Source organism: Cohnella rhizosphaerae (assembly GCF_029525575.1).
Taxonomy (GTDB): Bacteria; Bacillota; Bacilli; order Paenibacillales; family Paenibacillaceae; genus Cohnella; species Cohnella rhizosphaerae.
In genome coordinates, this window is record NZ_JAPDIA010000008.1 from 1,708,686 (window position 1) to 1,733,658 (window position 24,973).

Annotated in this window: 19 protein-coding genes and 5 pseudogenes; 10 read left to right on the forward strand and 14 right to left on the reverse strand. The window is 57.7% G+C overall.

Going from position 1 to position 24,973, the window contains the following annotated elements:
• Positions 1–7: 7 nt before the first annotated feature.
• The 5 genes and pseudogenes from OMP40_RS31645 to OMP40_RS40750 form a co-directional block, all read right to left on the reverse strand.
• Positions 8–880 carry a carbohydrate ABC transporter permease gene (locus OMP40_RS31645; protein WP_277537217.1) on the reverse strand — a complete coding sequence of 291 codons (873 nt, stop codon included), beginning with the start codon at positions 878–880 and terminating at the stop codon, positions 8–10.
• A gap of 80 nt (positions 881–960) precedes the next feature.
• Entirely contained in the window at positions 961–2,331 is a 1,371-nt protein-coding gene (locus OMP40_RS31650) for an ABC transporter substrate-binding protein (RefSeq protein ID WP_277537219.1), read from the reverse strand.
• A gap of 178 nt (positions 2,332–2,509) precedes the next feature.
• Positions 2,510–4,183, reverse strand: coding sequence for a response regulator (locus tag OMP40_RS31655; RefSeq protein ID WP_277537221.1), 1,674 nt, complete (start codon positions 4,181–4,183; stop codon positions 2,510–2,512).
• Positions 4,180–4,728 (reverse strand): sensor histidine kinase, encoded by a 549-nt coding sequence (locus tag OMP40_RS40745; RefSeq protein WP_338131295.1) that lies wholly within the window; start codon positions 4,726–4,728, stop codon positions 4,180–4,182. Before OMP40_RS40745 ends, OMP40_RS31655 begins: the two co-directional genes overlap by 4 nt.
• A gap of 40 nt (positions 4,729–4,768) precedes the next feature.
• Positions 4,769–5,884, reverse strand: a pseudogene (locus OMP40_RS40750) (sensor histidine kinase); the annotation flags it as partial.
• Between the two features lie 146 nt (positions 5,885–6,030).
• Here OMP40_RS40750 and OMP40_RS31675 point away from each other — a divergent pair.
• The 10 genes and pseudogenes from OMP40_RS31675 (at position 6,031) to OMP40_RS31710 (ending at position 13,407) form a co-directional block, all read left to right on the forward strand.
• The gene (locus OMP40_RS31675; protein ID WP_277537223.1) at positions 6,031–7,095 is read left to right on the forward strand and encodes an LLM class flavin-dependent oxidoreductase; all 1,065 of its coding nucleotides are present in this window, start codon (positions 6,031–6,033) and stop codon (positions 7,093–7,095) included.
• A gap of 219 nt (positions 7,096–7,314) precedes the next feature.
• Positions 7,315–7,680 (forward strand): sporulation histidine kinase inhibitor Sda, encoded by a 366-nt coding sequence (gene sda / locus OMP40_RS31680; protein ID WP_277537225.1) that lies wholly within the window; start codon positions 7,315–7,317, stop codon positions 7,678–7,680.
• Positions 7,681–7,744: 64 nt separating this feature from the next.
• Positions 7,745–8,518: an ATP-binding protein gene (locus OMP40_RS31685; protein ID WP_277537226.1), complete on the forward strand. Its 774-nt coding sequence runs from the start codon at positions 7,745–7,747 to the stop codon at positions 8,516–8,518.
• A gap of 54 nt (positions 8,519–8,572) precedes the next feature.
• A pseudogene (locus OMP40_RS42570) lies at positions 8,573–8,668 on the forward strand (hypothetical protein); the annotation flags it as partial.
• 85 nt (positions 8,669–8,753) lie between these two features.
• Positions 8,754–9,620 (forward strand): LacI family DNA-binding transcriptional regulator, encoded by an 867-nt coding sequence (locus tag OMP40_RS31690; protein WP_277537227.1) that lies wholly within the window; start codon positions 8,754–8,756, stop codon positions 9,618–9,620.
• 160 nt (positions 9,621–9,780) lie between these two features.
• A complete protein-coding gene (locus OMP40_RS31695) occupies positions 9,781–10,224 on the forward strand; it encodes an apurinic/apyrimidinic endonuclease family protein (protein WP_277537228.1) in 444 nt (147 codons plus the stop codon).
• Complete coding sequence (locus OMP40_RS31700) at positions 10,109–10,684, forward strand: sugar phosphate isomerase/epimerase family protein (RefSeq protein WP_277537229.1); 576 nt, start codon at positions 10,109–10,111, stop codon at positions 10,682–10,684. The genes OMP40_RS31695 and OMP40_RS31700 overlap by 116 nt, the downstream gene beginning before the upstream one ends.
• A gap of 108 nt (positions 10,685–10,792) precedes the next feature.
• Positions 10,793–11,338: pseudogene (locus OMP40_RS42575) on the forward strand (carbohydrate kinase family protein); the annotation flags it as partial.
• A gap of 196 nt (positions 11,339–11,534) precedes the next feature.
• The gene (locus tag OMP40_RS42580; RefSeq protein WP_420872099.1) at positions 11,535–11,957 is read left to right on the forward strand and encodes a PfkB family carbohydrate kinase; all 423 of its coding nucleotides are present in this window, start codon (positions 11,535–11,537) and stop codon (positions 11,955–11,957) included.
• Positions 11,958–11,976: 19 nt separating this feature from the next.
• Entirely contained in the window at positions 11,977–13,407 is a 1,431-nt protein-coding gene (locus OMP40_RS31710) for an L-fucose/L-arabinose isomerase family protein (protein WP_277537232.1), read from the forward strand.
• Positions 13,408–13,644: 237 nt separating this feature from the next.
• Here OMP40_RS31710 and OMP40_RS31715 read toward each other — a convergent pair whose 3' ends face one another.
• The 9 genes and pseudogenes from OMP40_RS31715 to OMP40_RS31755 all read right to left on the reverse strand — a co-directional run bounded on the left by OMP40_RS31715 (position 13,645) and on the right by OMP40_RS31755 (position 24,552).
• Positions 13,645–14,169 carry a GNAT family N-acetyltransferase gene (locus tag OMP40_RS31715; protein WP_277537234.1) on the reverse strand — a complete coding sequence of 175 codons (525 nt, stop codon included), beginning with the start codon at positions 14,167–14,169 and terminating at the stop codon, positions 13,645–13,647.
• Positions 14,166–15,374: a Gfo/Idh/MocA family oxidoreductase gene (locus tag OMP40_RS31720; RefSeq protein ID WP_277537236.1), complete on the reverse strand. Its 1,209-nt coding sequence runs from the start codon at positions 15,372–15,374 to the stop codon at positions 14,166–14,168. The genes OMP40_RS31715 and OMP40_RS31720 overlap by 4 nt, the downstream gene beginning before the upstream one ends.
• A complete protein-coding gene (locus OMP40_RS31725; RefSeq protein WP_277537238.1) occupies positions 15,364–16,227 on the reverse strand; it encodes a metallophosphoesterase family protein in 864 nt (287 codons plus the stop codon). The genes OMP40_RS31720 and OMP40_RS31725 overlap by 11 nt, the downstream gene beginning before the upstream one ends.
• Positions 16,228–16,242: 15 nt before the next feature.
• Positions 16,243–17,022 carry a carbohydrate ABC transporter permease gene (locus tag OMP40_RS31730; RefSeq protein WP_277538156.1) on the reverse strand — a complete coding sequence of 260 codons (780 nt, stop codon included), beginning with the start codon at positions 17,020–17,022 and terminating at the stop codon, positions 16,243–16,245.
• A 154-nt stretch (positions 17,023–17,176) separates the two neighbouring features.
• A pseudogene (locus OMP40_RS31735) lies at positions 17,177–18,027 on the reverse strand (carbohydrate ABC transporter permease).
• A gap of 102 nt (positions 18,028–18,129) precedes the next feature.
• Complete coding sequence (locus OMP40_RS31740) at positions 18,130–19,536, reverse strand: ABC transporter substrate-binding protein (protein ID WP_277537240.1); 1,407 nt, start codon at positions 19,534–19,536, stop codon at positions 18,130–18,132.
• Positions 19,537–19,559: 23 nt separating this feature from the next.
• Positions 19,560–20,417: a DUF6923 family protein gene (locus OMP40_RS31745; protein WP_277537242.1), complete on the reverse strand. Its 858-nt coding sequence runs from the start codon at positions 20,415–20,417 to the stop codon at positions 19,560–19,562.
• 135 nt (positions 20,418–20,552) lie between these two features.
• The gene (locus tag OMP40_RS31750) at positions 20,553–21,167 is read right to left on the reverse strand and encodes a helix-turn-helix domain-containing protein (protein ID WP_277537243.1); all 615 of its coding nucleotides are present in this window, start codon (positions 21,165–21,167) and stop codon (positions 20,553–20,555) included.
• Positions 21,168–21,893: 726 nt separating this feature from the next.
• A pseudogene (locus OMP40_RS31755) lies at positions 21,894–24,552 on the reverse strand (adenosylcobalamin-dependent ribonucleoside-diphosphate reductase).
• Positions 24,553–24,973: the final 421 nt, after the last annotated feature.

Here is a 24,973-nt window from a genome sequence, read left to right on the forward strand (position 1 = left end):
GAATCACCTAATCCGCCGAGGCGAGCGAGCGCTTGGTCACATAGTTGATCAGCATGATCAACGGCGGCATCGTCATGATGGCGATGGCGATCGCTTTGCCCAGACTCATATTCAAAAATCCGATCGTGTAGCTGAGCGTGGACAGCACCTGCGTTCCGTTGTCCGGACCGCCCCGCGTGAGCAGCCATATAATCTCGAAGTCGTTCAGCGTCCAGATCGTCGTCATGACGGCCGCCAGGATCGTGACCTCCTTGACCGATGGAAGCGTCATATAAAAGAAGCGCTTGACCGCGCCGGCCCCGTCCAGCATGGCCGCCTCGTACATTTCCTTGGAGACTGACTGCAGGCCGGCCAGGATCGCGATGCCCATGAACGGAATGCCGCGCCAGACGTTGACGACGATGACGGACATCATGGCGAGGTCGGGCTTGGCCAGCCAGCCGATCGGGCGGCCGATCGCATTGATTTTCAGCAGCAGGTAGTTCAGCACCCCGCCGACGTCGGAGTAGATCCACTGCCAGGTGAATACGGAGACGATGGTCGGGATCGTCCAGGGCAGGAACAGCAGCACCCGAAACAAGTTGCGGAAAATGATCTTCTCGTTCAGCACGAGCGCCATGACCATGCCGAAGACCGACTTCAGCACGACCGCGACCGCGGTGAAAATAATCGTGTTTTTGACGGCCTTCCAGAACATCGAATCCTTGAGCAGGTCGATATAATTGCCGAAGCCGATAAAGTGGGCGGGCACGCCGACCGTCTTGTCGGTGAAGCTCAGGTACAGCGCCCAACCGAACGGCAGCAGCATAATCGCCAGCAGATACACGAGCACGGGACTCATCAGCAGGTACGCAAGCTTGTTGTCCAATCGTATTTTCAAGTGGAATCCCGCCTTACATTCGTAATGAAGGGATGAACGGACGGACCGTCATCCCCTCCCTTTACGCTAAGTTGTATAGCTTACTTGTTGTAAATCTCCTGCACCTTCGCCTGCAGATCCTTGATAGCGGCCTCCGGCGTATAGCTGGATTCAAGGAGCAGCTTCTGGAACGTATCGTTGACGACCCGCATATTGAACACTTCGCCGGCCTTCGGATTGTATTCGCCCGGATAGCCGAGGAAGTTGAAGCCGTCGACCGAATCGACGAACGCCTTGTTTTTCTCCTCCTGCCATACCGCTTCCTTCGTGAGCGCCGTGTAGATCGGGCCCGTCAGCGGCGCGCCTGCTTCCACCCATGTCTTGTACCAGTCCGGCGCGAGGATGTAGGCGATGAATTTCTTGGCCAGATCCTTGTTTTTCGAGTCCTTGAAAATGCCGAGGTTGTTGCTGATGCCCGGAATAAACGTGCCCTTCGGTCCGGCCGGATAAGGCGCGATGCCCGTCTTTTCGTACAGGTCCGGGTTGTCCTTCTTGATCGTCGCCAGCACGCTGCCGGTGTTGAAGATCATGGCGGCCTGTCCGCTCAAGTACGCTTTGTTGTTGCCGCTGTCGTCCCAGCCGATCGCGCTCGGCGGCGTGCTCTTGTCGGTGAGGAACAGATCGCGGATGAACGATGCCGCCTGAACCGTCTCGGGCGAATCGGCGATGACGGTTTTACCGTCCTGCGTATCGACGGAGCCGCCGAAGGACCAGATGATGCCGCGAGTCAGGAACTCGGCGTCGGAATTGCCTTTGCCGTAGCCGACGCCCGCGCCGTACAAGCCTTTTCCCGGATCGGTCAACTTCTTGGACATTTCCCTGAATTCGTCCCAGGTGGCCGGCGGCGCCGTATATCCGGCCGCTTGAAGCATGTCCTTGCGGTAGTAGAGCACCTGGGATTCCGTCCAGAACGGCACGCCGTACTGCTTGCCGCCGAAGGTGACCGCCTTCTTGACGTTCGGGCGAATTTCGCCGTTTTTGCTTTCGAGCTCGCCCACGAGATCGCTTACATCCTCAAGCACGCCTTGTCCGTAAAATTGGCCGACCTCCTGATAGCCGAAGAAGGAGACGTCCGGCACGCTTTTCGACTCGATCGCCGCGGTCCATTTCGGATAGAAATCCTCGTATGCGATGACCTCGACGTTGACGTCGACGTTGTTTTCTTTGCCGAATTGCTTGGCGCGTTCGACGATCAGATTGTTTTGATCCTCGAACAGCTGCTTTTTCATCCAGAAGGTAAGCTTGCCCTTCTCGCCGGCAGGCGCCGCTGCGCCGGACGAGCCCGCAGCATTGCTTGCGCCGCTATTGCCGCCGCTATTCCCGGCGTTATCGCCGCCGTTGTTGCCGCAACCGGCGAGAAGCGCGGAGAGCAGCGTGACGGCCGCTACTTTATTCCACCAAGTCTTTTTCATTGACGAACCTCCAAGTTGAGTAGAGTTCTGCGCGTAACCGGCTGTCCTTGCCGGCTACATCATCATCATAAAACGATCGCGCAGCGGTTAAAATGGCAACTATTTAACGCCGATGATACAAAATTAACAGGATGCCCGGAACGACGTGCGGTCGCCGCGCCAACAAAAAACGCGCCTCTCATGGACGCGTCCTTGGGTCGTCGAACGTCGAGGCAAGCTTCTGCCTGTATTCCTGCGGCGTCAACGAGTAGTATTTCTTAAACACCTTGTTAAAATAATTCGGGTTCTGATAGCCGAGCCGCAGCGAGACTTCATAGCTTTTCATCGCGGGGTTCGCGAGCAGCGAAGCCGCCAGCTCCATCTTCAAACGGAGCACATAGTCGCTCAGGTTCTCGCCCGTCTGCAGCTTGAACAATCGCGATACGTGGACCGGGTGCATGTACATAAAATCGGCCAGCGTCTGCAGCGACACGTCCTCCACCAGATGCTTCTGGACGAAGCTCTTGATCTTGCCCACGGCGACCTCGCGATCGTCCCGCTCCTCGTTCTCCATGCTCTGGCGGATCATTCGGAACGAATCGAGCATCCAGCCCTGCAGAGACGCCGCCGACCGGCTCGGCAGCAGCCCCGCGACATCGGACAGCGCAGGCCCGATCATGTCGGCGAGCGCCCGGCCGTTCTTGTGGGCGAACGAGGCGTACGAGGCGTACACGCTGAAAAAAACTTCCGTCAGATGCTCCGGCGAGTGGGCCCATCGCTGATTCAATTCGCTCCAGATGCCTGTCAGCTTTTCCTCGGTCAGCTCCCAATTGCCCGATTCCAGCAGATGCAGCAGCAGGGGCGGTTCGTACAATCGCTGCAGCGAACGGACCGGCTGCTGTTCGATCTCGTCAGCCGCTTGCACGAACAGGCCCGTCTGGCTGCCGATTTGTCTGCGAAGCGCCAGAAGCAGGTCGTCGTACAGGCGCTTGACGTCAAGCGGAAACTCGCCCCGCTTGCTGATCAATACGGATACCGTCCCGCGCAAATAATGGTCGACGCTCAGCTGCAGCTGGGAGGCCTTGTGCCGGAGCTCCTGCTCCAACCCGTCCGCCGTCAGCTCCAAGGCTGCCTCGGGCGTCGCGGTGACGACGAACGCGAGGTATCCGTGTACGCTTTTGCACGACCAGAGCGCGAACCGGTCCTCGAACCATTCCTCGGCCATATTGACGATCGCATATTCCATCAGGGACAAGCTGTAAAAATCCATTTCCAAAAGCTGCCCCTCCACGCGCACCAGCATCAACGAGTACGGGGCGCCCGGCCGCAAATCGATCTTTAACGAGTCCATCCGCTTCTCGAGCCGCTCGGGAGAATATTTGAAGCCCTGCAGCAGCTCGCTGAGCAGCTCGCCCCGCAGCTTGGGCAGACTCTCCTGAAACGCCTTCGCCACGCGCTCGTGCATCCGGTACTCGTCGCGCTCCCGACGAAGCGCCTCCACCGCCAGCTCCACCTTGGTTAGTATTTCTTCGTCGCTGGCTGGCTTAAGCAAATAGTCGAACGTCTCGTGCGCCAGCGCCTGCTGGGCATAAGCGAACTCCGCATGGCCGGACAGCAGGATAAACTTGATTCTCTTCCACCTTCGCTTCACCTGCGCGAGCAGCTCCATGCCGTCCATGCCCGGCATCCGGATATCGGAAATGATGACATCCACCGAATTCGTATTTAAAATCTCCAACGCTTCCTGACCGGAATACGCTTTAAAGACGTTCGCAATGCCGATGTCCGGCCACGGCAACGTCTCCGCCAGGCTGTCAACGACGCTTGCCTCGTCGTCCACCAGCAGCAATTGAAGCTCTTCCCGGTCGCTCATGCCGAGCCCTCCTTCTCTTCCCATACCAATTCCGCCCTGAATCCGCCGAGCGGGGACTTCGCGAACGTCAGACCCGAGCGTCCCCCGTACATATAGATCAGACGTTGATGGATGTTCCACAAGCCTGTGCCCGTATGCTCGTCCATCGGCACCGCGAGCCTCCCTTGCAGCGCGGCCAGCTTCTCACCTGCGACGCCAGGTCCGTTGTCGTCTACCGCGATTCGGTTCACGCCGCCTCCCTGCTCGCCGCGAACGACGATCAACCCGAACTGGACGCTGTTCTCCACGCCGTGAATGACCGCGTTTTCCACCAAGGGCTGCAGCAGCAGCCTCGGAATAGGCAAGGCGAGCATCGTCTCCGGGATCTCGATCTCGAAGCGGAACCGTTGAAGCCGCATCGACTGGATGTTCAAATAGTTGCGAATCAGCTTGAGCTCCTCCCCAAGCGTCGTCGTCTCCTGCTCCTGCCGGGTCGTGTAGCGGTAATATTCGCCGAGATTGAGCGCCATGTCGACGACGGCCTGCTTTTCTCCCAGGTTGGCCATGTTCTTGATGTAAAAAAAGGCAATTATACAAAAAATGCGGGTTGATCTGCGACTGAAGCTGCTTGAGCGTCGCCTCCTTGGAACGAAGCGTCTCCTTGTAAACCTTGTCGATCAACTCCTGGATCTGCTTGGCCATCTCGTTGAAGCTGTGGAACAGAAAATCGAACTCGTTGCCTGGCCGCTTGGACAGCCGGAACGAGAAGTCGCCGTCCCTCACATGCCGAACGCCGCGCAGCAGCAGGCTGATCGGCCGCTGCACGTTGCGATAGAGCAGCAGCGCGGCCAGCACGCTTAACGTCATGAGCAGCGCGATGGAAGCGTATACCAGATTGCGGCTCATGTTGATCGGGGCAAAATACGTCTCAAGCGGCACCATATCCACCAAGTACCAGCCGAGCGATGCCGATCGGACATAGTGTACGATATATTTGCCGCCGTTCAGCTTGACGTTGAAACTCCCGCTGCCCGCAAGCGTCTGCCTATCCAGCTCGGCGGCCGTCTGCTTCACGGCGGCGAAGTCGGCGTTGAAGCCCATGATCGGATCCTCGCCGGGAAAATACAGAAACGGCTCGCGCGCCGCCTGCTGCTTGAGCGAGACCAGCATGTTTTTCAAGTTCACATCATTGAACTGGACCTCGACCAGCACATTCGGGTGATCGGTCTCCTGGAGGCGCGTGAACAGATTTTCCTTGATGCCGAAGGTCAGCATATTCTCGTGCGACCATTCGCCGAGCTTCCGCCCATCGATGAGCGCTTGGTTGTATTTGGCCGAATAATCGGTGGAGATCGTTTCCTTGGAGTCCTTTAAATAAAAAATGATCTGGTTGCTCCATGCGCTCGTGCTTGTCTGCATGTTCAGCATGTCGACGATTCTCGATTGCCGCTGCAGCTGCACGCGCAAGTCGTCCCTCGACCGGCCTTCCAAGTACTCTCTGATGCTGTAATCCCGGCTTGTCGTCACGGCGTGCTTCACCAGTTGATCGACCATCATGTCCATTTGATTGACGAAAAAGCCCAGCCGGCTGCTGTTCTGGTCCTCGATCGTCCCCCGGACCGTATCGATGCTGACCCGATAGGAATAGCCGTACAGCACAATGATCGGGATCAGTAAACATAAGATCAGACCGACGACCTTTCCGAACGTCGTAATTTTCATCGCTTCCGGCCTCCAGCGTGGTTTAAAGATGAACTTAATTAAAACAAATCGGGAGATCGCTAGCAATACGCGCCCATTACTTACGAATGTTGAGTTACAGTAATATTTATAGTATAATGAACTTATCTGGAAGGGAGCGATCCACCATGTCCGATCTTACGACTTCTAAAATGGAAATAGGAATCAGCACTTTTCTCGAGGCCGCTCCAAGAGACGGCGGCGTCACGCACGCCGAACGGCTGCGGCAGGCGGTCGAAGAGATTAATCTGGCCGAGCAAGTCGGCCTTGACGTCTATGCGATCGGCGAGCATCACCGCGCGGATTATGCGAGCTCGGCGCCTGCCGTCATCCTGGCCGCGGCAGCGGCTACGACCAAGCGGATCCGGCTCTCGAGCGCCGTGACCGTATTGTCGTCCGACGACCCGGTTCGCGTGTATCAGGCGTTCTCGACGCTCGACGGCCTGTCGAACGGCCGGGCTGAGATTATGGCGGGCCGCGGCTCGTTTATCGAATCGTTCCCGCTGTTCGGGTACGACTTGAATCACTACGACAGCCTGTTCGACGAGAAGCTGGAGCTGCTGCTCGCAATTCGAGAATCGGAAAAAGTTAACTGGCGCGGCGGCCATCGTCCCGCCATCAAAAATCTCGGCGTCTACCCGCGCGCCGTCCAGGAGCCGCTGCCCGTATGGATCGGCACCGGCGGCAACCCCGAGTCCGCAGTACGCGCCGGCACGCTCGGACTGCCGGTCGTGTTCGCCATCATCGGCGGCATGCCGGAGCGGTTCGCGCCGCTCGTCGCCCTCTACAAGGAAGCGGCCGCCAAGGCCGGACACGACGTGAGCAAGCTGCAGATCGCGACGCATTCGCACGGCTTCATCTCGGATACGACCGAGAAGGCGGCTGATCTGTTCTACCCGTCGACGGCAGCCCAGATGAACACGATCGGGCGCGAACGCGGCTGGCCGCCGTACACCCGCGACTCGTTCGACGCAGCCCGCAGCCAGCGCGGCGCCCTCTACGTCGGCGATCCCGAGTACGTCGCCGAGAAGATCGTGCTGCTTCACCGGAATCTTGGGCTGACGCGCTTCCTGCTGCATGCGGACGTGAGCACCCTGCCCCACCGCGAGCTGCTTCGTACCATCGAGCTGCTCGGCACGAAGGTGGCGCCGATCGTTCACAAGGAGCTGGCCCGCCAAGCGGCGCAAAAATGATCGGCTAGCGCTAAAACGATGCTTGAACACAAACGGAGATCGGGCGATAAATGCCCGGTCTTCTTCGTTATGCGTTCATTCGCATGTCGAACCAAATAGTTTGACAGTTGTTAGAGAAGAAAAGGATAATAATAGTACAGATTCATACATAGCGCGGATTTCCCTTCTTTTTCTTATTCTTATTCCCAATCATCATTTTGAAAATGGCGGAGGCCCACCATGCACAGCATTGCCGATCAAGAATTGCTCACAGCTTATTCCACCGCATTGGAATCAAGTCTTGACATTGAATTCGTAAAGCAAATCAGAAAAGAGTTGCTGCGCCGCAATATTTTGATCGAAAGACGGGAGGGCAGTATCTTGACTAAAATGCTTGGGAAAGCAGAATTGGATTACGATCAATTGGTGAAGTATTCACTCGAAGCGATATTTGTGCTTCAACATTGGAAAGTGATCTACGTGAATCAGACCGGATTCAATTTCCTGGGTTTGTCCTACCCGGATGAAATTATTGGCGTCGATATTCGGCATTTTTTTGCATCCGGACCATCATGGCGTTTTTATCGAGCAGTTTTCCAATATTAGTAACATAAACAGCGCGCCCGTTGAGCTTTTCGAACAAAAAATGATTCGGAACGACGGCGAGTTCATGGATGTCGTTATCGCGGCTGCGCCGTACGTTATGGGCCATGAGACGCTTATTCAACTCAGGGTGCTGGACAGCACGACGCGAAAAGCCGCGGAAAAACGCTTGTCCGCTGCCGAGAAATTATCCGCCATCGGGCAAATGGCGGCCGGGATTGCGCACGAGGTTCGAAACCCCTTGACGACGGTGAAGGGGTTCGTTCAACTTTTGCAGAAGCAGGTCAGCCACTCCTATTTCGATATTATCGTCGAAGAGCTGGACAATGCCATTAAAACGCTCAACAATTTATTGCAAGTCGCAAAACCGGATTTGGACGATGAACCAAGCGTTTCCATCCATTTATGTCCGGAGCTGGATTCTTTAATATTTTTGTTCCAAGAAAAATTGTACAACATTAAGGTAACCAAAGTTTTCCTCGATCAGGATAAGCAAATTAGCGGCAAGAAAAATTTGTTGTTTAAAGCGTTTTTCAATTTGATCAAAAATGCGCTGGAATCGATTGAAGGAAAAGGAGAACTTACGATTGAGCATTTTTACAAAGACGGAGTTATTCATCTCAAATTTAAAGATTCGGGCGTGGGAATTCCGGAAGAACAAATGAAAATGCTGGGGACGCCCTTTTTTTCAACGAAAAACGACGGAACGGGCATGGGGTTAACGCAAGTATTTACAACGATCCATCAGCACGGAGGATCGATTAACGTCACAAGTAAATTAGGCCAAGGTACGACCTTTCATCTTCAACTCCCGGCCAACCATTTATGTTCCGCAAAATGAATGGTACATTAGGCTTGATACCGAATGCCGACAAGCGCGATAAGGAATGATGAAATGAACGACGAACAAGGACGCCCTCCGGTCAAAGCCACAACTTTAAAGGACATAGCCGAACAAACCGGGTTTACGATCAATACGGTGTCCCGCGCGCTTAAAAATAAAGGGGATATCTCCGCCGCCACCATCAAGCTGATCCGTCAAAAAAGCCGAGGAGCTCGGTTATATCGGCAACGTCATGGCCAGCTCGCTTCGTTCCGGCACCACGAAGACGATCGCCGTGATCGTCGCGGACGTATCGAATCCGCATTTTTCCATCGCCGTCAAGGAGATCGAACGAGCCGCGAGAATGCAGGATTATACCACTTTTATTTTGAACGCGTACGAGGACCAGGAGGTCGAACGCAAGGCGATCCAGACCGCGTTGTCCAAAAACGTGGACGGCATCATCATCTGCCCTTCCCAGGGGAGCGAAAACAATATGGCGTTTCTGGAACGCACGGGTACCCCGTTCGTTCTGTTGGGGCGCCATCTGGAAGACGATACGATGGATTATGTCGTAAGCGACGACGAGAAAGGCGGCTACCTCGCGACCAGGCACCTGCTCGAGCTCGGACATCGCGACATCCTGTTCCTGAATGCGCATCATTCGATATCGAGCTCGCGCGAGCGGCTGGCCGGCTACAAAAGGGCGATGGCGGAATCGGGCTTCGCCGTAAAGCCGGAGCTGATCCGCGAAGTCTCCCATTTGACCGGCGGCGTCAAAAACGAGCTAAGCGAAGTCATCAAATCCAGGCTCGCCTATACCGCGCTTTTCGCTTTTAACGATATGATGGCCTGGGAGTCCATCTACGTGCTGAACAAGCATCATATCCGCGTGCCGGATCAGATCAGCGTCGTCGGCTTCGACAACATTCAATCCAGGCTGTTCGTTCCCTTCCCGCTCACGAGCGTCAGCAACGCCAAAGGAAAAACCTCCCGAAAAGCGTTTGAAATCTTGCTGAAAAAAATGCACAAGCAAAGCTCCGGCAAACGCTATCACGAAGTCGTCGATACGCGGCTCGTCGTCCGGGAAAGCACAAGATCGTTGCGCCAGCATGATTGATAGCCAATCTTAATGCGTCGGCTCCCCGGGGTCCTTCCCGGGAAGCGGCGCTTTTTTTTGATTGACAGCGATTCCACTCTGCTTTATTGTTTACATTATCGTTAATGTTAACGTTCATGTTCGACTTTACCTACTTACTCAATGAGAGGAGCGACCTTGCATGACGCTTGATTTGAAGCTTGGCATCAATATGGGCTTCGCGAACAACAAATACCCCGAGCCGCACGTTTGGACCCGCATCGTCGCCGAAGAAATGGGACTCAAATACGTGCAGTTCGTCGCCGATCTGCTAAACGTCTACTTGCCGGACGACATCGTTCAGGAGCAGACCGAACAGATTATCGAAAACGCGGACAAATACGGCTTGTCGATCACGAGCAGCTTCCTCAGCTCCTTCACGCGGGTGAATCACTTCATGCACCCCGATGCCAAGCAGCGGCAGGCCTGGCTCGCCTGGTTCAAAAAAGTTCGCGGCGATCTCCGCGAAGATGGGCGCCAAGATGACGGGCGGCCATCCCGGCATTCTTACTTTTTCGGACTACGACAGCCCGGCGATCCGCGAAGAACGAACGGCGGAAGGCATCAAGTATTGGCAGGAACTTAGCTGGTTCTGCAAGGATCTGGGCATGACCTGCATGATCTTCGAACCGATGTCCGTGCCCAGGGAGTTCGCCAATACCGTCGAGGAGACGCGGGAGCTGCTTGCCCGGCTGAACGACGGCGCGGGTCTTCCCTTCAAGCTATGTCTCGACCCGGGCCATGCGCCGCATCCGAACGACAGGGATCCGTATCGGTGGATTCGCGAGCTGGGAAGCCTGTCCCCCATCGTCCATCTGCAGCAGACCGAAGCCGGACACAGCCGGCATTGGCCGTTCACGAAGACTTACAACGATATCGGCATCATCCATGCGGACAAGGTCATCGAAGCGCTCGAAGCGTCCGGGGCCACGGAAGCGGAACTCATTTTTGAAATTTACCATCGCGAGGCGTGGTCGTCGGAGTTCAGCATTATCCCCGACCATCAGGAATCGGTCGCCTACTGGCGGCAGTACGTCAAGCAATGACGTCGTAACCGAAGGAGATCAGACATGGCGGAAAACAACGGTCCGGCGCCGGCAACGGCGGAGGTGTGGGTATGCGGACATATATCGATCGACGTGATCCCGAAGTTTATGCCGGGAGACTCCGACAGCGGCCGCCTGGCGCCAGGCGCGCTGATCGAGGTCGGCGAAGCGGCGTTTTGCACCGGCGGCGCCGTCTCCAATACGGGGATCGCGCTTCATCGGCTGGGAACGCCCGTCCGTTTGATCGGAAAGGTAAGCGACGATATTTTCGGAAGCCTCACGCTTGATCTCCTTCGCGAAGTTCATCCTGCGCTTGCGGAGGGGATCGCCAGCGTCTCCGGGGAAACCAGCTCCTATACGTTCGTCGTCAACCCGCCGGGCATCGATCGGACCTTCCTGCATTGCCCGGGCACCAACGATACGTTTACGGAGCGCGATATCGGCTGGGACCAGGCCCCTGCCGCCCGTCACTTTCACTTCGGCTATCCGCCGCTTATGAAGCGGATGTACGACGACGACGGCGATCGGCTGACCGGCATCTTGAAGAAGGCGCGGGAGAAAGGGATGACGGTCTCGCTGGACATGGCGATGCCCGGCAAAGGAACGGCGGCTTACCGGGCCGATTGGACCGGCATATTATCGAGAGCGCTCCCCATCGTCGACGTGTTCCTGCCAAGCCTCGAAGAGATGCTCATGATGGTGAATCGCGAGCTCTACGAGCAATCGGGGCTGTCGGGGGGACGAGCTCTGCGAATCGATATCCGTGGAGACGGTCCGGACGCTTGCCGGGAGCTTGCTGGCGATGGGCTGCGGCATCGTCGCGCTCAAGCTTGGCGCTTGCGGCCTATATATGCGAAGCGCCGCGCAATTGCCGAACGGCCTTGCCGAGCGGCTGGCGCCGGTAGCCGGCGACGCATGGAGCGGTCGGGAGCTGTGGGCGCCCTGCTTCCGGACGGACGTAGCGGGAACGACAGGCGCCGGCGACTGTACGATCGCAGGCTTCATCCAAGGTCTCCTTTTGCAGCTGAGACCCGAAGCTGCGATGACGGGCGCGGTTGCGGTCGGCGCCTGCAGCGTGGAGCGGCTGGGCGCGACGGACGGCATCGTCCCCTGGGATCGCGTGCAGGAAAGGATCCGTTCGGGCTGGGACCGGCTTCCCGTCGGGAGACCGATGGACGGCTGGCGCTGGAACGAACCGGCCGGGGTCTGGATCGGACCGGCAGATCGTCTCCATGACGTCGAGGCGCAAAGATACGAACATGCTGAGGATTGAACCAAGGGAGGAACAAGCGATGACGCGGAAACAAATTAAACGGACGAAGCTTGGCGTAATCGTGGGCAATCGGGGCTTCTTCCCCGGCCATCTGTGCGAATCCGGACGAACGGAGATTCTGCGCGTTCTGGAGGAGGAAGGCATCGATGCGGTCATTTTGGATGTCGCGGATACGAAATACGGCGCGGTCATGACGCTGGACGACGCCAAAGCCTGCGGGAATTTATTTAAAGTCAATCGCGACCAGATCGACGGCATCCTCGTCACCCTGCCGAACTTCGGCGACGAGAAGGCGATCGCGAATACGATTCGCTACTCGGGTCTGGACGTCCCCGTGCTCGTCCATGCCTTCAATGACGACATGACCAAGATGGGCATCCAGGACCGTCGCGACAGCTTCTGCGGGAAAATGTCCGTCTGCAACAATCTCAAGCAATACGGCATTCCCTTTACGCTGACCGCCTTGCATACCGTGGATCCGTCGAGCGACAGCTTCCGCCGCGACCTGCGCAGCTTCGCCGGAACTTGCCGCGTCGTCAAGTCGCTCCGCCATGCGCGTCTGGGTTCGATCGGCGCCCGGCCGGCCTCGTTCAATACGGTCCGCTACAGCGAGAAGCTGCTTGAGCGCTCGGGCATCACGATCGAGACGCTGGATCTGTCCGAAGTATTCGGCCGCGCGAACAAACGCAAAGAAAGCGATCCGGCCGTCAAACGGAAGCTGGAGGAAATCGCGGCGTATGTCGACGTGAAAGGTTTTCCGCAGGAAAATCTCTTCCGCATGGCATCCCTAGGCGTCGTCGTCGAAGAATGGATGAACGAAAACGACCTCGCGGGCACGGCGCTGCAATGCTGGACGTCGATGGAGGAGTACTTCGGCATCGTGCCCTGCACGATCATGAGCATGCTCAGCAGCAGCCTCATCCCGAGCGCCTGCGAGGTCGACATCACCGGGCTGGTCGGCATGTACGCGCTCCAGCAGGCGTCGGGAAGACCGAGCGCGCTGCTCGATTGGAACAACAACTACGGGGCGGACCCGGACAAAGGCGTCGTCTTCCACTGCAGCAACCTGCCGAAGGAAGTGTTCGAAGAGATTCATATGGATTATCACGAAATTCTGTCCGGCACCGTGGGGAGGGAAAATACGCTCGGCACGATCCAGGGTCGCATCAAAGCAAGTCCGTTCACGTACTGCGGCATTACGACGGACGATCTGAACGGCGGCATCGCGGCCTATACGGGCGAAGGGCTGTTCACCCGCGACCCGCTGCTGACGTTCGGGGGATACGGCGTCGTTCAGGTGCCGAAGTTCCAGAAGCTGCTTCGCTACATTTGCGAGAACGGCTTCGAGCATCACGTCTCGTCCAGCATGTCGTCGGTCGCGGACTCCCTGGAGGAAGCGCTGGGCAAGTATATGGGCTGGAAAACGTATCGGCACGAGGCGGAGATTTAAGATTCCTGTTTTAATGAAAGAAAGCCTGAGGATAACGTTCCGTTAAGAACGATATCCGCAGGCCGGGAGCTCGGGCACTTACCTCGGGCTTCTTTTTTTTTATTTGACGAACAAATTGCATATGGCTTGAGCCGCTTCGACGCGCAGCGTATCGGACTGTGGATCAAGGATTCCCGATCCTTTGCCTTGAAAACTTTGGGAAGCCTGTTTATCGCGCTTCTATGCATCCCTCTTCTTCTACCGATCATTGATTCGTGCGAGCACCGCGTTCCATCGCCGCTCGTGCTCCGGTTCCAGCAGCGTCGGCCTGAATCCTAGCTTCGTGTAAATCCGAATGGCGGCCAGACGGAAATCATCCGTCTCCAGCATGGCCTTCTTCTTCCCTTCTTCCCTCATGCGGTGAAGGGCGGCCAGCGTAATCATATATCCGATCCTCTTCCCTGAATGGCCCGGCAGCGCGCCGACCATGTGAAGGTACCCGCAATCGTCCCCGCAGCCCTCCTTCTCCCACGCAACCGCAGTCGCAACGGCCAGGCCTTGATGTCGAATGAAAAGGATTTTGTCGGGATGAAAAGGGGCTTCAAAACCAATCTTGTCGCCGAAGGCGATCTCCCTGGCGAAGGAAATCCGAATAATCGACTCCCACGCCGTGACGTCCATCGACTCAAACGACTTGAGGCTGTACCCCTCCGGCAGCGCGAGCGGCGGCAGATCGGCAAGCGTATCCAAGGTCATGACGAGCTTCGACGGTTTTGGATTCATTCGGCGGGCACGCTTTCCGTTCGATAGTCGGGGATGCGAATCGGCATCCCGCCTGCCTTGACGGATGCCATGGAGAGGTAGAAGACCGAACTCCACGCGACCGCGTCGTAGACGTCAACGTGCGGAGCGCGGTCTTCCTGGATGGCGGAAATAAATTCCTCCAATACGAGAAAGTCGCCGCCTCCGTGCTTGGTGCCGGCAGCCAGATGCCCCCATTTCCGCCATTTGGGATGTTCATACTCGCCTGCGTATCGGGTTAAGGCTTCCCATCGCTCCGATCCGTCGTCCGGATTGGCCGGCGATCGGTCCTTCAGCCACACGAGATCTTCTTCCTGCGGATGACGGCCCGATAAATAAGCGCCCTTCGTTCCCTGCAGCATGTAATGGGTCTTGTTATGCGGCCGAACCGAAGTCCAGTCCACGCGAAGCGTGATCAAGACGCCCTTCTCCGTCTTGAGCGTCGCGACGGCCGAATCTCCCTGGCTCCAGTAGCCTTCGCCGGCGGCGGGGTGATCTTTGCCGTAATGCTCGGCAAAGTATTCCCGGAGCGCCCTGGACTCGGACACCTGGGCGGAGATTGACCGAAGCTTGTCTCCCCCCGGTCGGTTGAGCCCGATCCATCTTGCGACCGGACCGATGGAATGCGTCGGATAGTTGACTCCGTTGTAGTTTTTGTGGAGCTGGCCGCGCCAGGTCAGGGAGCCGTCCGGATGATGAATCAGATGACGCAGGTCGTGGATGTATCCGCCCTCCACATGCGTGATCTCGCCGAACGAACCTTGCATGGCCATCTGCTCGACCATCAGGTTAGACCGGGAGAAGCAATAATTTTCGGACATCATGTATTTGAGCCCGGTTCGCTCCACCGTCTCGATCAGCTCCCTTGCCTCTTCGTCGGACTGCACCGCGATGACTTCGCTCAGCGCGTGCTTGCCTGCGTTTAACGCCTCGATCGCATGGCGCGCGTGCAAGTGCATGGGACTGATGACGAACACCGCGTCGATCGAAGGATCCTCCAGCATGCGAGAATAATCGTGATACGTGCGAATGCCCGGGAAAATCTCCTTCCAGCGATTCAATACGAGCTCGTTCAAATCGCAGGCTGCCGTCAGGTCGATTCGGTCCGCAAGGGCATGCAGCGCATTCATGAAGCTCGCGCCCCGGTTCCCGCCGACGATAGCCAGCTTGACCCGCTTAACGGTCATGGCGCCCTGCCTCCTTCTCCCGCTCCGTCAAAGGCAGCGTGCGGCGGCCATCCTCTCCATCGCCCTCCGCATCAAGCCGAGGATCGTAATCGTGCATCGCCGGGACGAACCGCGCCAGCCGTTCCCGATCGAATGCCGTACTCAGCGGGATATTCTCGATCGTGACGCTGTCCCCGTGCAGTTCAAGCAATATCGCCGACGGAACGTCCGTCACCGACGCTGTCTGAATAAAATGCCAATGGCCGTTTTGGACCGTCGACCTGACATGGTTATGGCCGTTCACGTAAAATCCGGGTCCTTGATGAGCGGCCAAAATAGACAGGAGATCGATGGGAGGCTCCACGCTGAACATCGGCTCCGTCGACCGGGCGGTCGTGCCGTACACAGGGTGATGGGCAAAAACGATCATGGGCTTGGAGCCGCCTCGGGACGTCAGCCCGCTGAGCCAGTCCAACTGCTCGTCATCCAGCGTGCCGCCCCAATTGTCCTGGACGATCCGGGCCGTATCCAGCAGCACCAGCGTCGCTTCCTCGAGATCGAGCGCCTGGTACCGCGGCTGGCCGGTCAGAATCTCGATATCGGACTTGGAGAGATTGTACGTGTCATGGTTGCCCAGGACGAACATAAACCGGCCTTCCGGCAGCGCGCTGCGGACGCGACTCAAGATAAATTCGAATTCGGCAGGCAACCCGGCATGCGTCAAATCCCCTATCGAAACATAATAGTCCGCCTCAACAGACAGATATTGCTGAAGGTAACCCTCGTAGAAGGCGTCTCTGGCCGCTTCGAGCCCCTCGTCCGAATTCACCAATTCCGCGGTATAATGCAAATCGCCCATAATCAGTATTTTCATTTAGAATATCGCTCCTTAGCCCTTCAAGCCAGAATGGATAAAGCTGCCGATGAACTGTCGCTGAAACAACAAAAATCCGATGAGCAGCGGCGCCGCCACGATTAAGACGGCCGTACTGACGTCCGTCCACTGAACGCCGGCCTCGGAAGACTTCGCGAACATGGCAAGGCCTACGGTCAGCATGCGATTGTCCGGCGAATCGGTCACGATAAGCGGCCACAAAAAGTCGTTCCAGTGATAGCTGATGGAGACGATAGCAAACGAGAGATAGATCGGCCGGGTCAGCGGAACGTAAATTCGAAGCAAAATGCCCGGCGTAGAGCTACCCTCCATCCGCGCGGCCTCTTCCAGCTCATAAGGGAATTGCTTGAACGCTTGCCGCAACAGAAATATGCCGAAGGAAGTGGCGAAGTAAGGAAGCATGATGCCCAGCTTCGTGTCCAGCAATCCGAGCGCGTTAATCGTCCGATAGTTGGAAAAGATCAGCACGTCGGGCGGTACCATGATCTGTACGAGAAAGAGCATGAACACCGCTTGGCGACCGACGAACGGAATGCGGGCAAACGCATAAGCGGCCAGCGTCAGCGTAACCAGCTGAACCGCGAAGATCGCCGCCGTTACCAGCAGCGTATTGCCGTAATAGATGCCGAACGGAGCCGCCTTCCAGACGCGCTCGAAGTTGCTTAAGGTAAATGTCCAGGAGCCGCCGGAGCCCGAGAACATGGCCTTGGACAAGAATGCGTTGCCGATCACCCACACCAGCGGAATCAGCCACGCGCCGACAAACGCCAGCATCAGCGTATAGCCTGACGCTTTGCCTAGCGCGGTGAAGAGAGCGGCGATCGTACGGCCATGCGCACGTTCCCTGCTTATCCTCCTCAACCCCGGATTGATAGACAACGTCGGCCCGGGTTCTTTTCCCATCATTCGTTTAGCCCCCCTCGGCCTTTTATTGATAGTGTATCTTGCGTTCCCATCCGGCAAATTGAATCCAGGATACGACCAGCAGCAGCACGATCATGACGACGGTCATCGCCGAAGCCAGCCCTTCGTCGAAGAAATTGAAGGTGGTCTCGTAAATGTAGTACAGCAGCAGGCTGCTCGCATGATTCGGACCGCCCTTGGTCATCATCCACAAGTGGTCGACCCACTTGAAGGCGTTCGTGATCGCCACGACGGCGACGAACAGCGTGGTGGGCATCGTCAGCGGAACGGTGATGCGAAGCGCTCTCCCCAGGCACCGATCCCGTCCACGGCGGCGGATTCGTACAGTTCCTTGGAAATTTGCTGCATGCCGGCCAGATAGAAGATCATGAAGTAACCCGCTTCCTTCCAGACGGTCATTACGATAAGAGAAAGCAGTACCGTGTCCGGATTGCCCAGAAGATTGACTTCGCCGCCACCGATCCATGCGATGAAGCGGGAGAACAAGCCGAATTGAGGCATGTAAAGATACAACCAGATGCTCGCGGCGGCGATCATCGGGATCATATTCGGATAGAAGAAGGCCATCCGGATCAAGCCTTTCCCGCGAATCGCCTTATTCGCGAGCAAAGCCATGACGAATGCCAGCGTCATCGAAGCCGGGACCGTGCCCAGCGCAAACCAAAGATTGTTGCGAAGCGACCGGCCGAATACGGGATCGGTGAGCAGCAACTTGTAATTGCCCCATCCGACGAACGCCTGATCGCGAACCGCCAGATTTTTCTCGAACAGGCTGAGCCAGACCGACTTTAACATTGGATAATACGTGAACAGACCCAGCAGCAGCAGTGAAGGCAGGACAAAGCCCCAGCCCATACCATTAAGCTTTAGCCTTTTACTTAAGCGGATAATACCGCACTCTCCTTCATGGCAAAGCCGGCGGGAAAGGCGATTGAACGCCCCCGCCGGCATGCCGCGTTATTTGTTGAAAGCGGCGAGCTGCTTGTCGGCTTCTTCCTGCGCAGTTTTTAAGGCGGATGCCGCATCCGTCTTGCCGGAGAGCGCGGCCTGAATCTGATTGGTCAGCGCCGACGAAACCTTGCCGTGATTGTGCGTGGACAGCTCGCGGAACGCGTAAGGCAGTTGGTCGCGCGCAACCAGCGCCTGCGGGAAGCTCGCGGTATAAGCCTTCATCACGTCCGTGTCATAGGCGGACTTGCGTACGCCGATATATCCGGAGGAAGAGCTGAACAAGGCCGCTTGCTCCGGCGCCGTCATGTACTTGACGAATTCCCAAGCGGCCGCTTGCTTCTCGGCGCTCGTATCCTTGAAGATGTACAGATTGCCGCCTCCGGTCGGAGAGCCGTACTGCTTGTCGGCCGGCGAGAAGGCGACGCCGAAATCGAACTTCGCGTTGTTCTTCACGTTGGTCAGGTTGCCGCTCGTATGCATCATCATGGCCGTCTTGCCTTCGATAAAGTCCGTCGGCGTCGCGGCCCAGTCGATAATGCCTTCCGGCATCGCCTTGTCCTTCTTGGACAGATCGATCCAGAATTGCAGAGCCTCCACGTTCTCCGGCGTGTTGAAGATCGCCTTCTTGCCGTCGTCGCCCATGATGCTCTGCTTCGGATCGGAAGCATGCTGGCGCGCCAGCATCTGGAACATCCAGTAGGAGTCGTCGTTCCCCGGAATCTCAAGACCTGCATGGCCGTCCCGGTTCAACTTCTTGGCATAGTCGACCAGCTCGCCCCAATTCGTCGGCGGCTTCTCCGGATCAAGGCCGGCTGCCTTGAACATATCCTTGTTGTAGTACAAAATAATCGTACTGCGCTGGAACGGAACGCTGTAGGTGTGCCCGTTCGCCGCGGTGTCTTCCACGAAGGCCGGATAGAGATCGTCTTTGTTAAACTCGGCCTCGTCCTTTGCGATAAAGTCGTCGAGCGGAACGATGGCATCCAGATCGAGCATGCTGTACAGCTCCGTGGACATCATGACCGCGACGTCCGGCGGTTGCTTGGACATGACGCCCGCCTGAATCTTCACCGTGTTGTCGCCGTAGTTGCCCGTGTACACCGCATTGACCTTGATCTCCGGATGCCCCTTCATGAACGAGGCGGCCATCCCGTCGACGACTTTGGTCAGCGGTCCGCCGACGTTCACCGGATAATAAAACGTGAGCTCTACCGGATCTTGAGCGGACGCATCCGCCGCCGTAGAGGCGACTTGGGAAACGGAGGCCGGTGCGGAAGAGGCCGGTGCCGAGCTGCCGCTCTGGCCGCCGTTCTCCTGCGTACTGCCGGTTTGATTGTTGCTTGCGCTGCCGCACCCGGTTAGCGCGAGGACAAGCCCCAGCCCGAGAAGCAGTTGACTCTTGCGAGTAGCCATACGTTCGATTTTCTCCCTTCCTGTCAAGGCGCGTAATGTCTGAAAATCACGCTGATCCGGTTAGACGCGACCTCGAGAATATGCAGGATCGCTCCGCTCGAAGTCGGCTGGACGGCAATGCCTTGCGCTTCGATGCCGCCCAGATTGCTGCGGTCCATCGCTACGGTAACTTCGCCGGTATCCGGATCGATGCGATAGACGTTTTTGGCGGTATTGTCGGAGGAGGCGTACAGATAGCCGTTGTACACTTCGGCGCCCTGGACCCGGTCGATCGGCTGGCTGAGCGGAACCGTCTTGAGCAGGGACATGTCACTAAGGCGGAAGACGTTAAGCACGGGAGCCTGGCTCCATTGCGCCGTGTAAACCTGTCCTCGCGCGGCATCGACGGCTACCCAAGGCACGCCGCCGGGATGAAGCGAGAGCGGAAGCTGGTAGGAGATACCCGTGTATTCGAGCGTGCTGGCGTTGTAGAGGGCGATATAAGGATGGCTGTAGCTGTCGCTATCTTCGATAGGCGCATAGATCAGGCCGTTGTAGTAGGAAATATCGCCGATATGGTCCCCGCCCTGCAGCGAGATGGCGGCCGGAATCGCGAACGTATTGCGCTTGATGACGGTCGTTCCGTCCAGGGAAGTCTTTAATAATCCGTAGTTCGAATTAAAAATCCAAGAGCTGCCGTCCGAAGTAACGCCTTGCCCGCGCTCCAGCGCGTCGGTCAGCCAAAACGTCTGCTTGGACGATTCATGCCACGCCTCCGCAGCTTGAACGCTGAATGCCGCAACCGAACCGTTTGCGGCCGGAGCCGCCCATGCCGAAGCGGCAAGCGAGCTGCCCAGCAATACCCCTGCGCAAACCAAACCAGTCGTTTTTCTCCATCCCATTTGAAATGCCTCCTTTGTATGCTCTATCCGGCTTTTTCGCAGCCCGGACCGAGCTTGTCCCGGCTACAAGCTCATTCTAGCTCGATCGGGAAGGAGGCCTCTTGTACAAAACGGCGATTCTATTGGACAAAACGATTATTTTGCCGGCAGCGGATTGGCCGTTACCTCGTGCATATACTTCTTGGGCGTCATGCCTGTCTGCCGCTTAAACATGCGGGAGAAATGCCCCTGATCCGCAAAGCCGGCCTGGTCGGCGATCTCTCTTAAGCTGTATTCGCCCGTGCAGATCAGCGTCTTGGCGCGTTCGATTCGCAAACGGATCAAATAGTGATGTGGGGTTTGTCCGGTCTGCTGCTTAAACAGCTTCATAAAGTGGGACAAGCTGACGTTGGCGAGATTGGCCAGCTCCTGGAGGGCAAGCTCTTCGTTCAGATGCTCTTTCATGTAGTCAATGGAGTATAGAATGTCCGGATTGACCGCAAGCCTCGCTTGAACGGGGCCGCGGCTTACCTTCGCATAGTGACTCAACAGATGCATGGTCAACATATTGGACAACGAATCGCAATAAATTTTCCCCTGCCTGCCTTCGTTCTGCAGCTCCTCGAGCATCCAGAGGCCAAGCTGCAGCAACTTGGGATCCTTGACGTAATGAAGCCGCTCCATCCGGACGTATCCTTCCGTCAGCATGCCCGCGTCTCGCGCCAGTCGCTCCAAGAAGGAAGGCGGAATCTCGATCTGCAGAAAATACAAGGACGCGCTCCCCCCACGTAACCAACATGGGCTCGCCGGCCGGGATGATATGAATCGTATAGTAATTCTCATAATAAGCGGAGCAGTGGATGCCGATGAGATGACGCGCTTTGGAAGAATGAACGGCCGCGCGCTCGGGCGTCGGCCACCTCGTCACTTTCAAATGCTCCCAACCCAGGGCTTCACTAGAAATAATAGGAAGCTCGTACGCGCCTTTAATCTGCTGCATCCTGGTCCCCTCCTTTACTAAGTCTCTCTAAAATTACCAATCATTTATTAGCTGGAGATTAGCTTTAAGTAAAGGGTAAGTCTTACGCGGGAAAAGCAAAGCGGGCGCAATGGCATGCAGCGTACGGACTGAGGAGCCCTTATTTTTGTTCCTATCGCGCTTTGCAGCCTGCCCGCGGACCCAGGAGCCTTTATTGCGGGATTGGAGACCTTTTTTTAGCCTGCATTTGGGTGAATAACGACTTTCCAGTCCGAAAGGATCGCAATTGCATCGCTTTGTACGAAATAGCGTCATCTGAGTCCGGCATCCCTGCCCGGCTTGCATTCGGCCGTTCAGCAGTTCCCATTGCACCTCACTCATACCTTGCCGCCTGACTTCATCGTAGGGTTAGCATGTGAATCGTCAAAAAAAGCCTGAACCCTCAAGGGTCCAGGCCGCTAACATCTTTGTTTCTAATCCGTATCGCCAGTCGTCATCGCCAGTCGTCGGTCAGATGGTCAGCTGCACTTGCTGTATCCGCAATTCGTACACGTCTTGCACCCTTCGACGTTGATCAGCGAAGCCGAGCCGCAGGACGGACACAGGTCCGTCGAGGTGTGACCGGACTTGCCGTAGCCGTAAGCCTGCGGTCCGGGGATGGCCGTTGCGGCGATCGAACCCGCGGCGCTGCCGCCCGCATACGCATCCGACGCCTCGGACGCGGCCGCTTCCTCGGCCAGCATGCCCGCGTGCAGCTCGAGCGCCTTGGCGACGGCATCCGCGATCGACTCGACGCGGTTCGGGCCGAAGCCGACGGCGCCGGAGCCGCCGATGCCCTTGAGGTGCTTGACGAGCAGCTGCACCTTGTCGCCGTGGTCGCCGTACCGGAGGAACAGCGAGCAGACGCGGCCTAGCGCTTCGGCCATCGCGAATACGTCGGAGCCGGCTTTGCCCACGTTCAGGAAGATCTCGCCAGGCGTACCGTCAAGGTCATTGACCGTAATATACGCCATGCCGAACGGCGTATTGAACTTGTACGTCGCGCCCCGCAGGATTTTCGGGCGGCTCTTGTAGGCTTTATCGGCCGGCGCGGCGGATACGGCCGGCACAGCCGGCGCGACAGGCGCCGCTTGAGCCGCGGACGCCGGCAATACGGCTTGCACCGCAGCTACCGCCTCGGCGATCGGAGCGGTCTCGTCCTTGTTCGCTTCCGCCTTGTCGTCCTTCTTCTCTTCCTTCGTCGTGCTAAGCACCTGCACGTCGCGGCTGCCGTCGCGGTAGATCGTGACGCCTTTGCAGCCCAGCTCGAACGCGAGCTCGTACAGCTCCGCCGTCTCCTCGACCGTGAAGTCGGACGGGCAGTTCGCCGTCTTGGAGATCGAGCTGTCCACCCAGCGCTGGATCGCGGCCTGCGCGCGGATATGATCCTTCGCCGACAGGTCCATCGCGGTCACGAACCACGCCGGCAGCTTGCTGCCCCGGATGCGCGTCCTGCCACTCCTGCGCGATCGGCACGAGCTGCTTGTCGTAACCCAGCCGGCTCTGCCGGTAGAACTCGAACGCGAAGTACGGCTCGATGCCCGTCGACGTCCCGACCATCGTGCCGGTCGACCCGGTCGGCGCCTGCGTCAGCACGGTGACGTTGCGCATGCCGCGCTCGCGAATCGCCGCGCCGACCTCCGGATACGTCTCGGTCATGTTTTTCATGAAGCCGCTTTGCAAGAACGGCTCCGCGTCGAACGCCGGGAACGAGCCTTTCTCCGCCGCGATCTCCGTGGAGGCCAAGTACGCCTCCTTTGCCATGAAGCCGTAAATCTTGTCGAGGAAATCCAGGCTCTCCGGGCTGCCGTAACGGATCTCGAGCCGGATCATCAGCTCCGCGAGCCCCATCGTGCCGAGACCGACGCGGCGTTCGAGCTTCTGGTTCGCCTCGTTTTCCGGGAAGTGATACGGCGTCTTGTCGATGACGTTGTCCAGGAAGCGCGTCGAATACCAGACGACCCGGCCGAGCTCTTCCCAGGCGACGTCGTGCTTCGCTTCGTCGTAGAAGCGGGACAGATTGACGGCCGACAAGTTACAAACGCCCCATGCCGGAAGTCCCTGTTCTCCGCACGGATTAGTACATATTATAGGATTAAAGTACCAACTGTTCGACATTTGATTGTAATATTCCATGAACACGACGCCCGGCTCGGCCGACTTCCAGGCGGACTCGATGATCGTGCGCCATACCTCGCGCGCGCGGACGGTGCGGTAGGGAATGACCGCCTTGCCCAGCGACTTCCACTTGTCCAGATCGCCGTCCCACAACGCGTCGTACTCGGCGTCGGACGTATCGGGGAACACGAGCTCCCAGTCCAGGTCCTCTTTGACCGCCTTCATGAAGCCGTTGCTCACGCAGACGGACAGATTCGCGTTCGTAACCTGGCCCATCGTCTGCTTGACGGTTATGAAGTCGGCCACGTCGGGATGCCAGTCGTTCATCATCAGCATGAGCGCGCCGCGCCGGCTGCCGCCCTGCTCGATCAGTCCGGTCGTGTAGCTGAACAGGCCGCCCCAAGACACGGCGCCGCTCGACGAGCCGTTGACGCCGCGCACGATCGAACGGCGCGGACGCAGCGAAGACAGATTGATGCCGACGCCGCCGCCGCGCGACATGATCTCGGTCATCTCGGTCAGCGTCTCCATGATGCCGCCGCGGCTGTCCTTCGGCGACGGAATGACGTAGCAGTTGAACAGCGTCAGCTCGTCGCTGGCGCCCGCGCCCGCCGCGATGCGGCCGCCCGGCACGAGCTTCCAGTCGTCGAGCAGCCAGCGGAATCGCTCCCGCCACGTCTCCTGCCGTTCCGGCGCCTCGACCGAAGCCATCGCGCCCGCCAGCCGGTCCCACATTTCCTCCGGCGTCTGCTCGATCGTCAGCGTCAGCTTCTCCGGCGACGTCTCGACGAGATCGCCGGCGCGCGTGCGGACGGTCACCCGTCTGCCGTCGCGCGCCACGACTTCGCCGACTTCCTTGGCCGGGAACTTCGGATCGTCCTTCGTCAGCGCCAGCACCGTATCGCCGACCTTGACCGCGTTCGTATCCGCGTTTTTCCATGCGTACCGGTCGAGGAAGATTTTCTCGCTCAAGCCTTCGAGACGACGGCCCGCGGCCTTATTCGCCCCGCCATTGTTCAATTGGACGCTCACTTCGCCACTCTCCTCATAGGACACAATATATTGCGACTTTACCCATTATACGCTACGAAATATAGATATTCGAGAGGATACCCCTTCAATTGCGACAATTGTCCCATAAATTTCGGGCAGCCGGCTTTATCCGCCTTATGCGCCCGATTCGTGACGTCCGCCGGTTATGAAAATCGCGCGCTTGCTCATACTAGAAGAATAGACCCAAGAGGAGGAGAAGCGTCTGCGTTCCCCATTCCATCATCCGCACGGCTCCGAGGCCGAACTCAAGACAGCCGTCAGCATCGCCCCTTCCCTCGCGACGGCAGAAGGCCCGACTCCGTCCGTCATACAGCCGATCGTTCTTCCGAACGGCGGCCGGGCGACCCACGCGGCCGCTGCGCCGGAAGACGCGGCGCGCAACGTCCGC

Coding starts and splice junctions, on each gene's coding strand:
- OMP40_RS31700 (WP_277537229.1), top strand. CDS start 10,109: ATGGGCGCCAAGATGACGGGCGGCCATCCCGGCATTCTTACTTTTTCG.
- OMP40_RS31715 (WP_277537234.1), bottom strand. CDS start 14,169: ATGAATCCAAAACCGTCGAAGCTCGTCATGACCTTGGATACGCTTGCC.
- OMP40_RS31675 (WP_277537223.1), top strand. CDS start 6,031: ATGTCCGATCTTACGACTTCTAAAATGGAAATAGGAATCAGCACTTTT.
- OMP40_RS31690 (WP_277537227.1), top strand. CDS start 8,754: ATGGCCAGCTCGCTTCGTTCCGGCACCACGAAGACGATCGCCGTGATC.
- OMP40_RS31720 (WP_277537236.1), bottom strand. CDS start 15,374: ATGACCGTTAAGCGGGTCAAGCTGGCTATCGTCGGCGGGAACCGGGGC.
- OMP40_RS42580 (WP_420872099.1), top strand. CDS start 11,535: ATGCGAAGCGCCGCGCAATTGCCGAACGGCCTTGCCGAGCGGCTGGCG.
- OMP40_RS31725 (WP_277537238.1), bottom strand. CDS start 16,227: ATGAAAATACTGATTATGGGCGATTTGCATTATACCGCGGAATTGGTG.
- OMP40_RS31650 (WP_277537219.1), bottom strand. CDS start 2,331: ATGAAAAAGACTTGGTGGAATAAAGTAGCGGCCGTCACGCTGCTCTCC.
- OMP40_RS40745 (WP_338131295.1), bottom strand. CDS start 4,728: ATGGCCAACCTGGGAGAAAAGCAGGCCGTCGTCGACATGGCGCTCAAT.
- OMP40_RS31730 (WP_277538156.1), bottom strand. CDS start 17,022: ATGCTGGCGTTTGTCGGCGCGTGGCTGATTCCGCTGGTGTGGGTGATC.
- OMP40_RS31740 (WP_277537240.1), bottom strand. CDS start 19,536: ATGGCTACTCGCAAGAGTCAACTGCTTCTCGGGCTGGGGCTTGTCCTC.
- OMP40_RS31745 (WP_277537242.1), bottom strand. CDS start 20,417: ATGGGATGGAGAAAAACGACTGGTTTGGTTTGCGCAGGGGTATTGCTG.
- sda (WP_277537225.1), top strand. CDS start 7,315: ATGCACAGCATTGCCGATCAAGAATTGCTCACAGCTTATTCCACCGCA.
- OMP40_RS31695 (WP_277537228.1), top strand. CDS start 9,781: ATGACGCTTGATTTGAAGCTTGGCATCAATATGGGCTTCGCGAACAAC.
- OMP40_RS31710 (WP_277537232.1), top strand. CDS start 11,977: ATGACGCGGAAACAAATTAAACGGACGAAGCTTGGCGTAATCGTGGGC.
- OMP40_RS31655 (WP_277537221.1), bottom strand. CDS start 4,183: ATGAGCGACCGGGAAGAGCTTCAATTGCTGCTGGTGGACGACGAGGCA.
- OMP40_RS31685 (WP_277537226.1), top strand. CDS start 7,745: ATGGATGTCGTTATCGCGGCTGCGCCGTACGTTATGGGCCATGAGACG.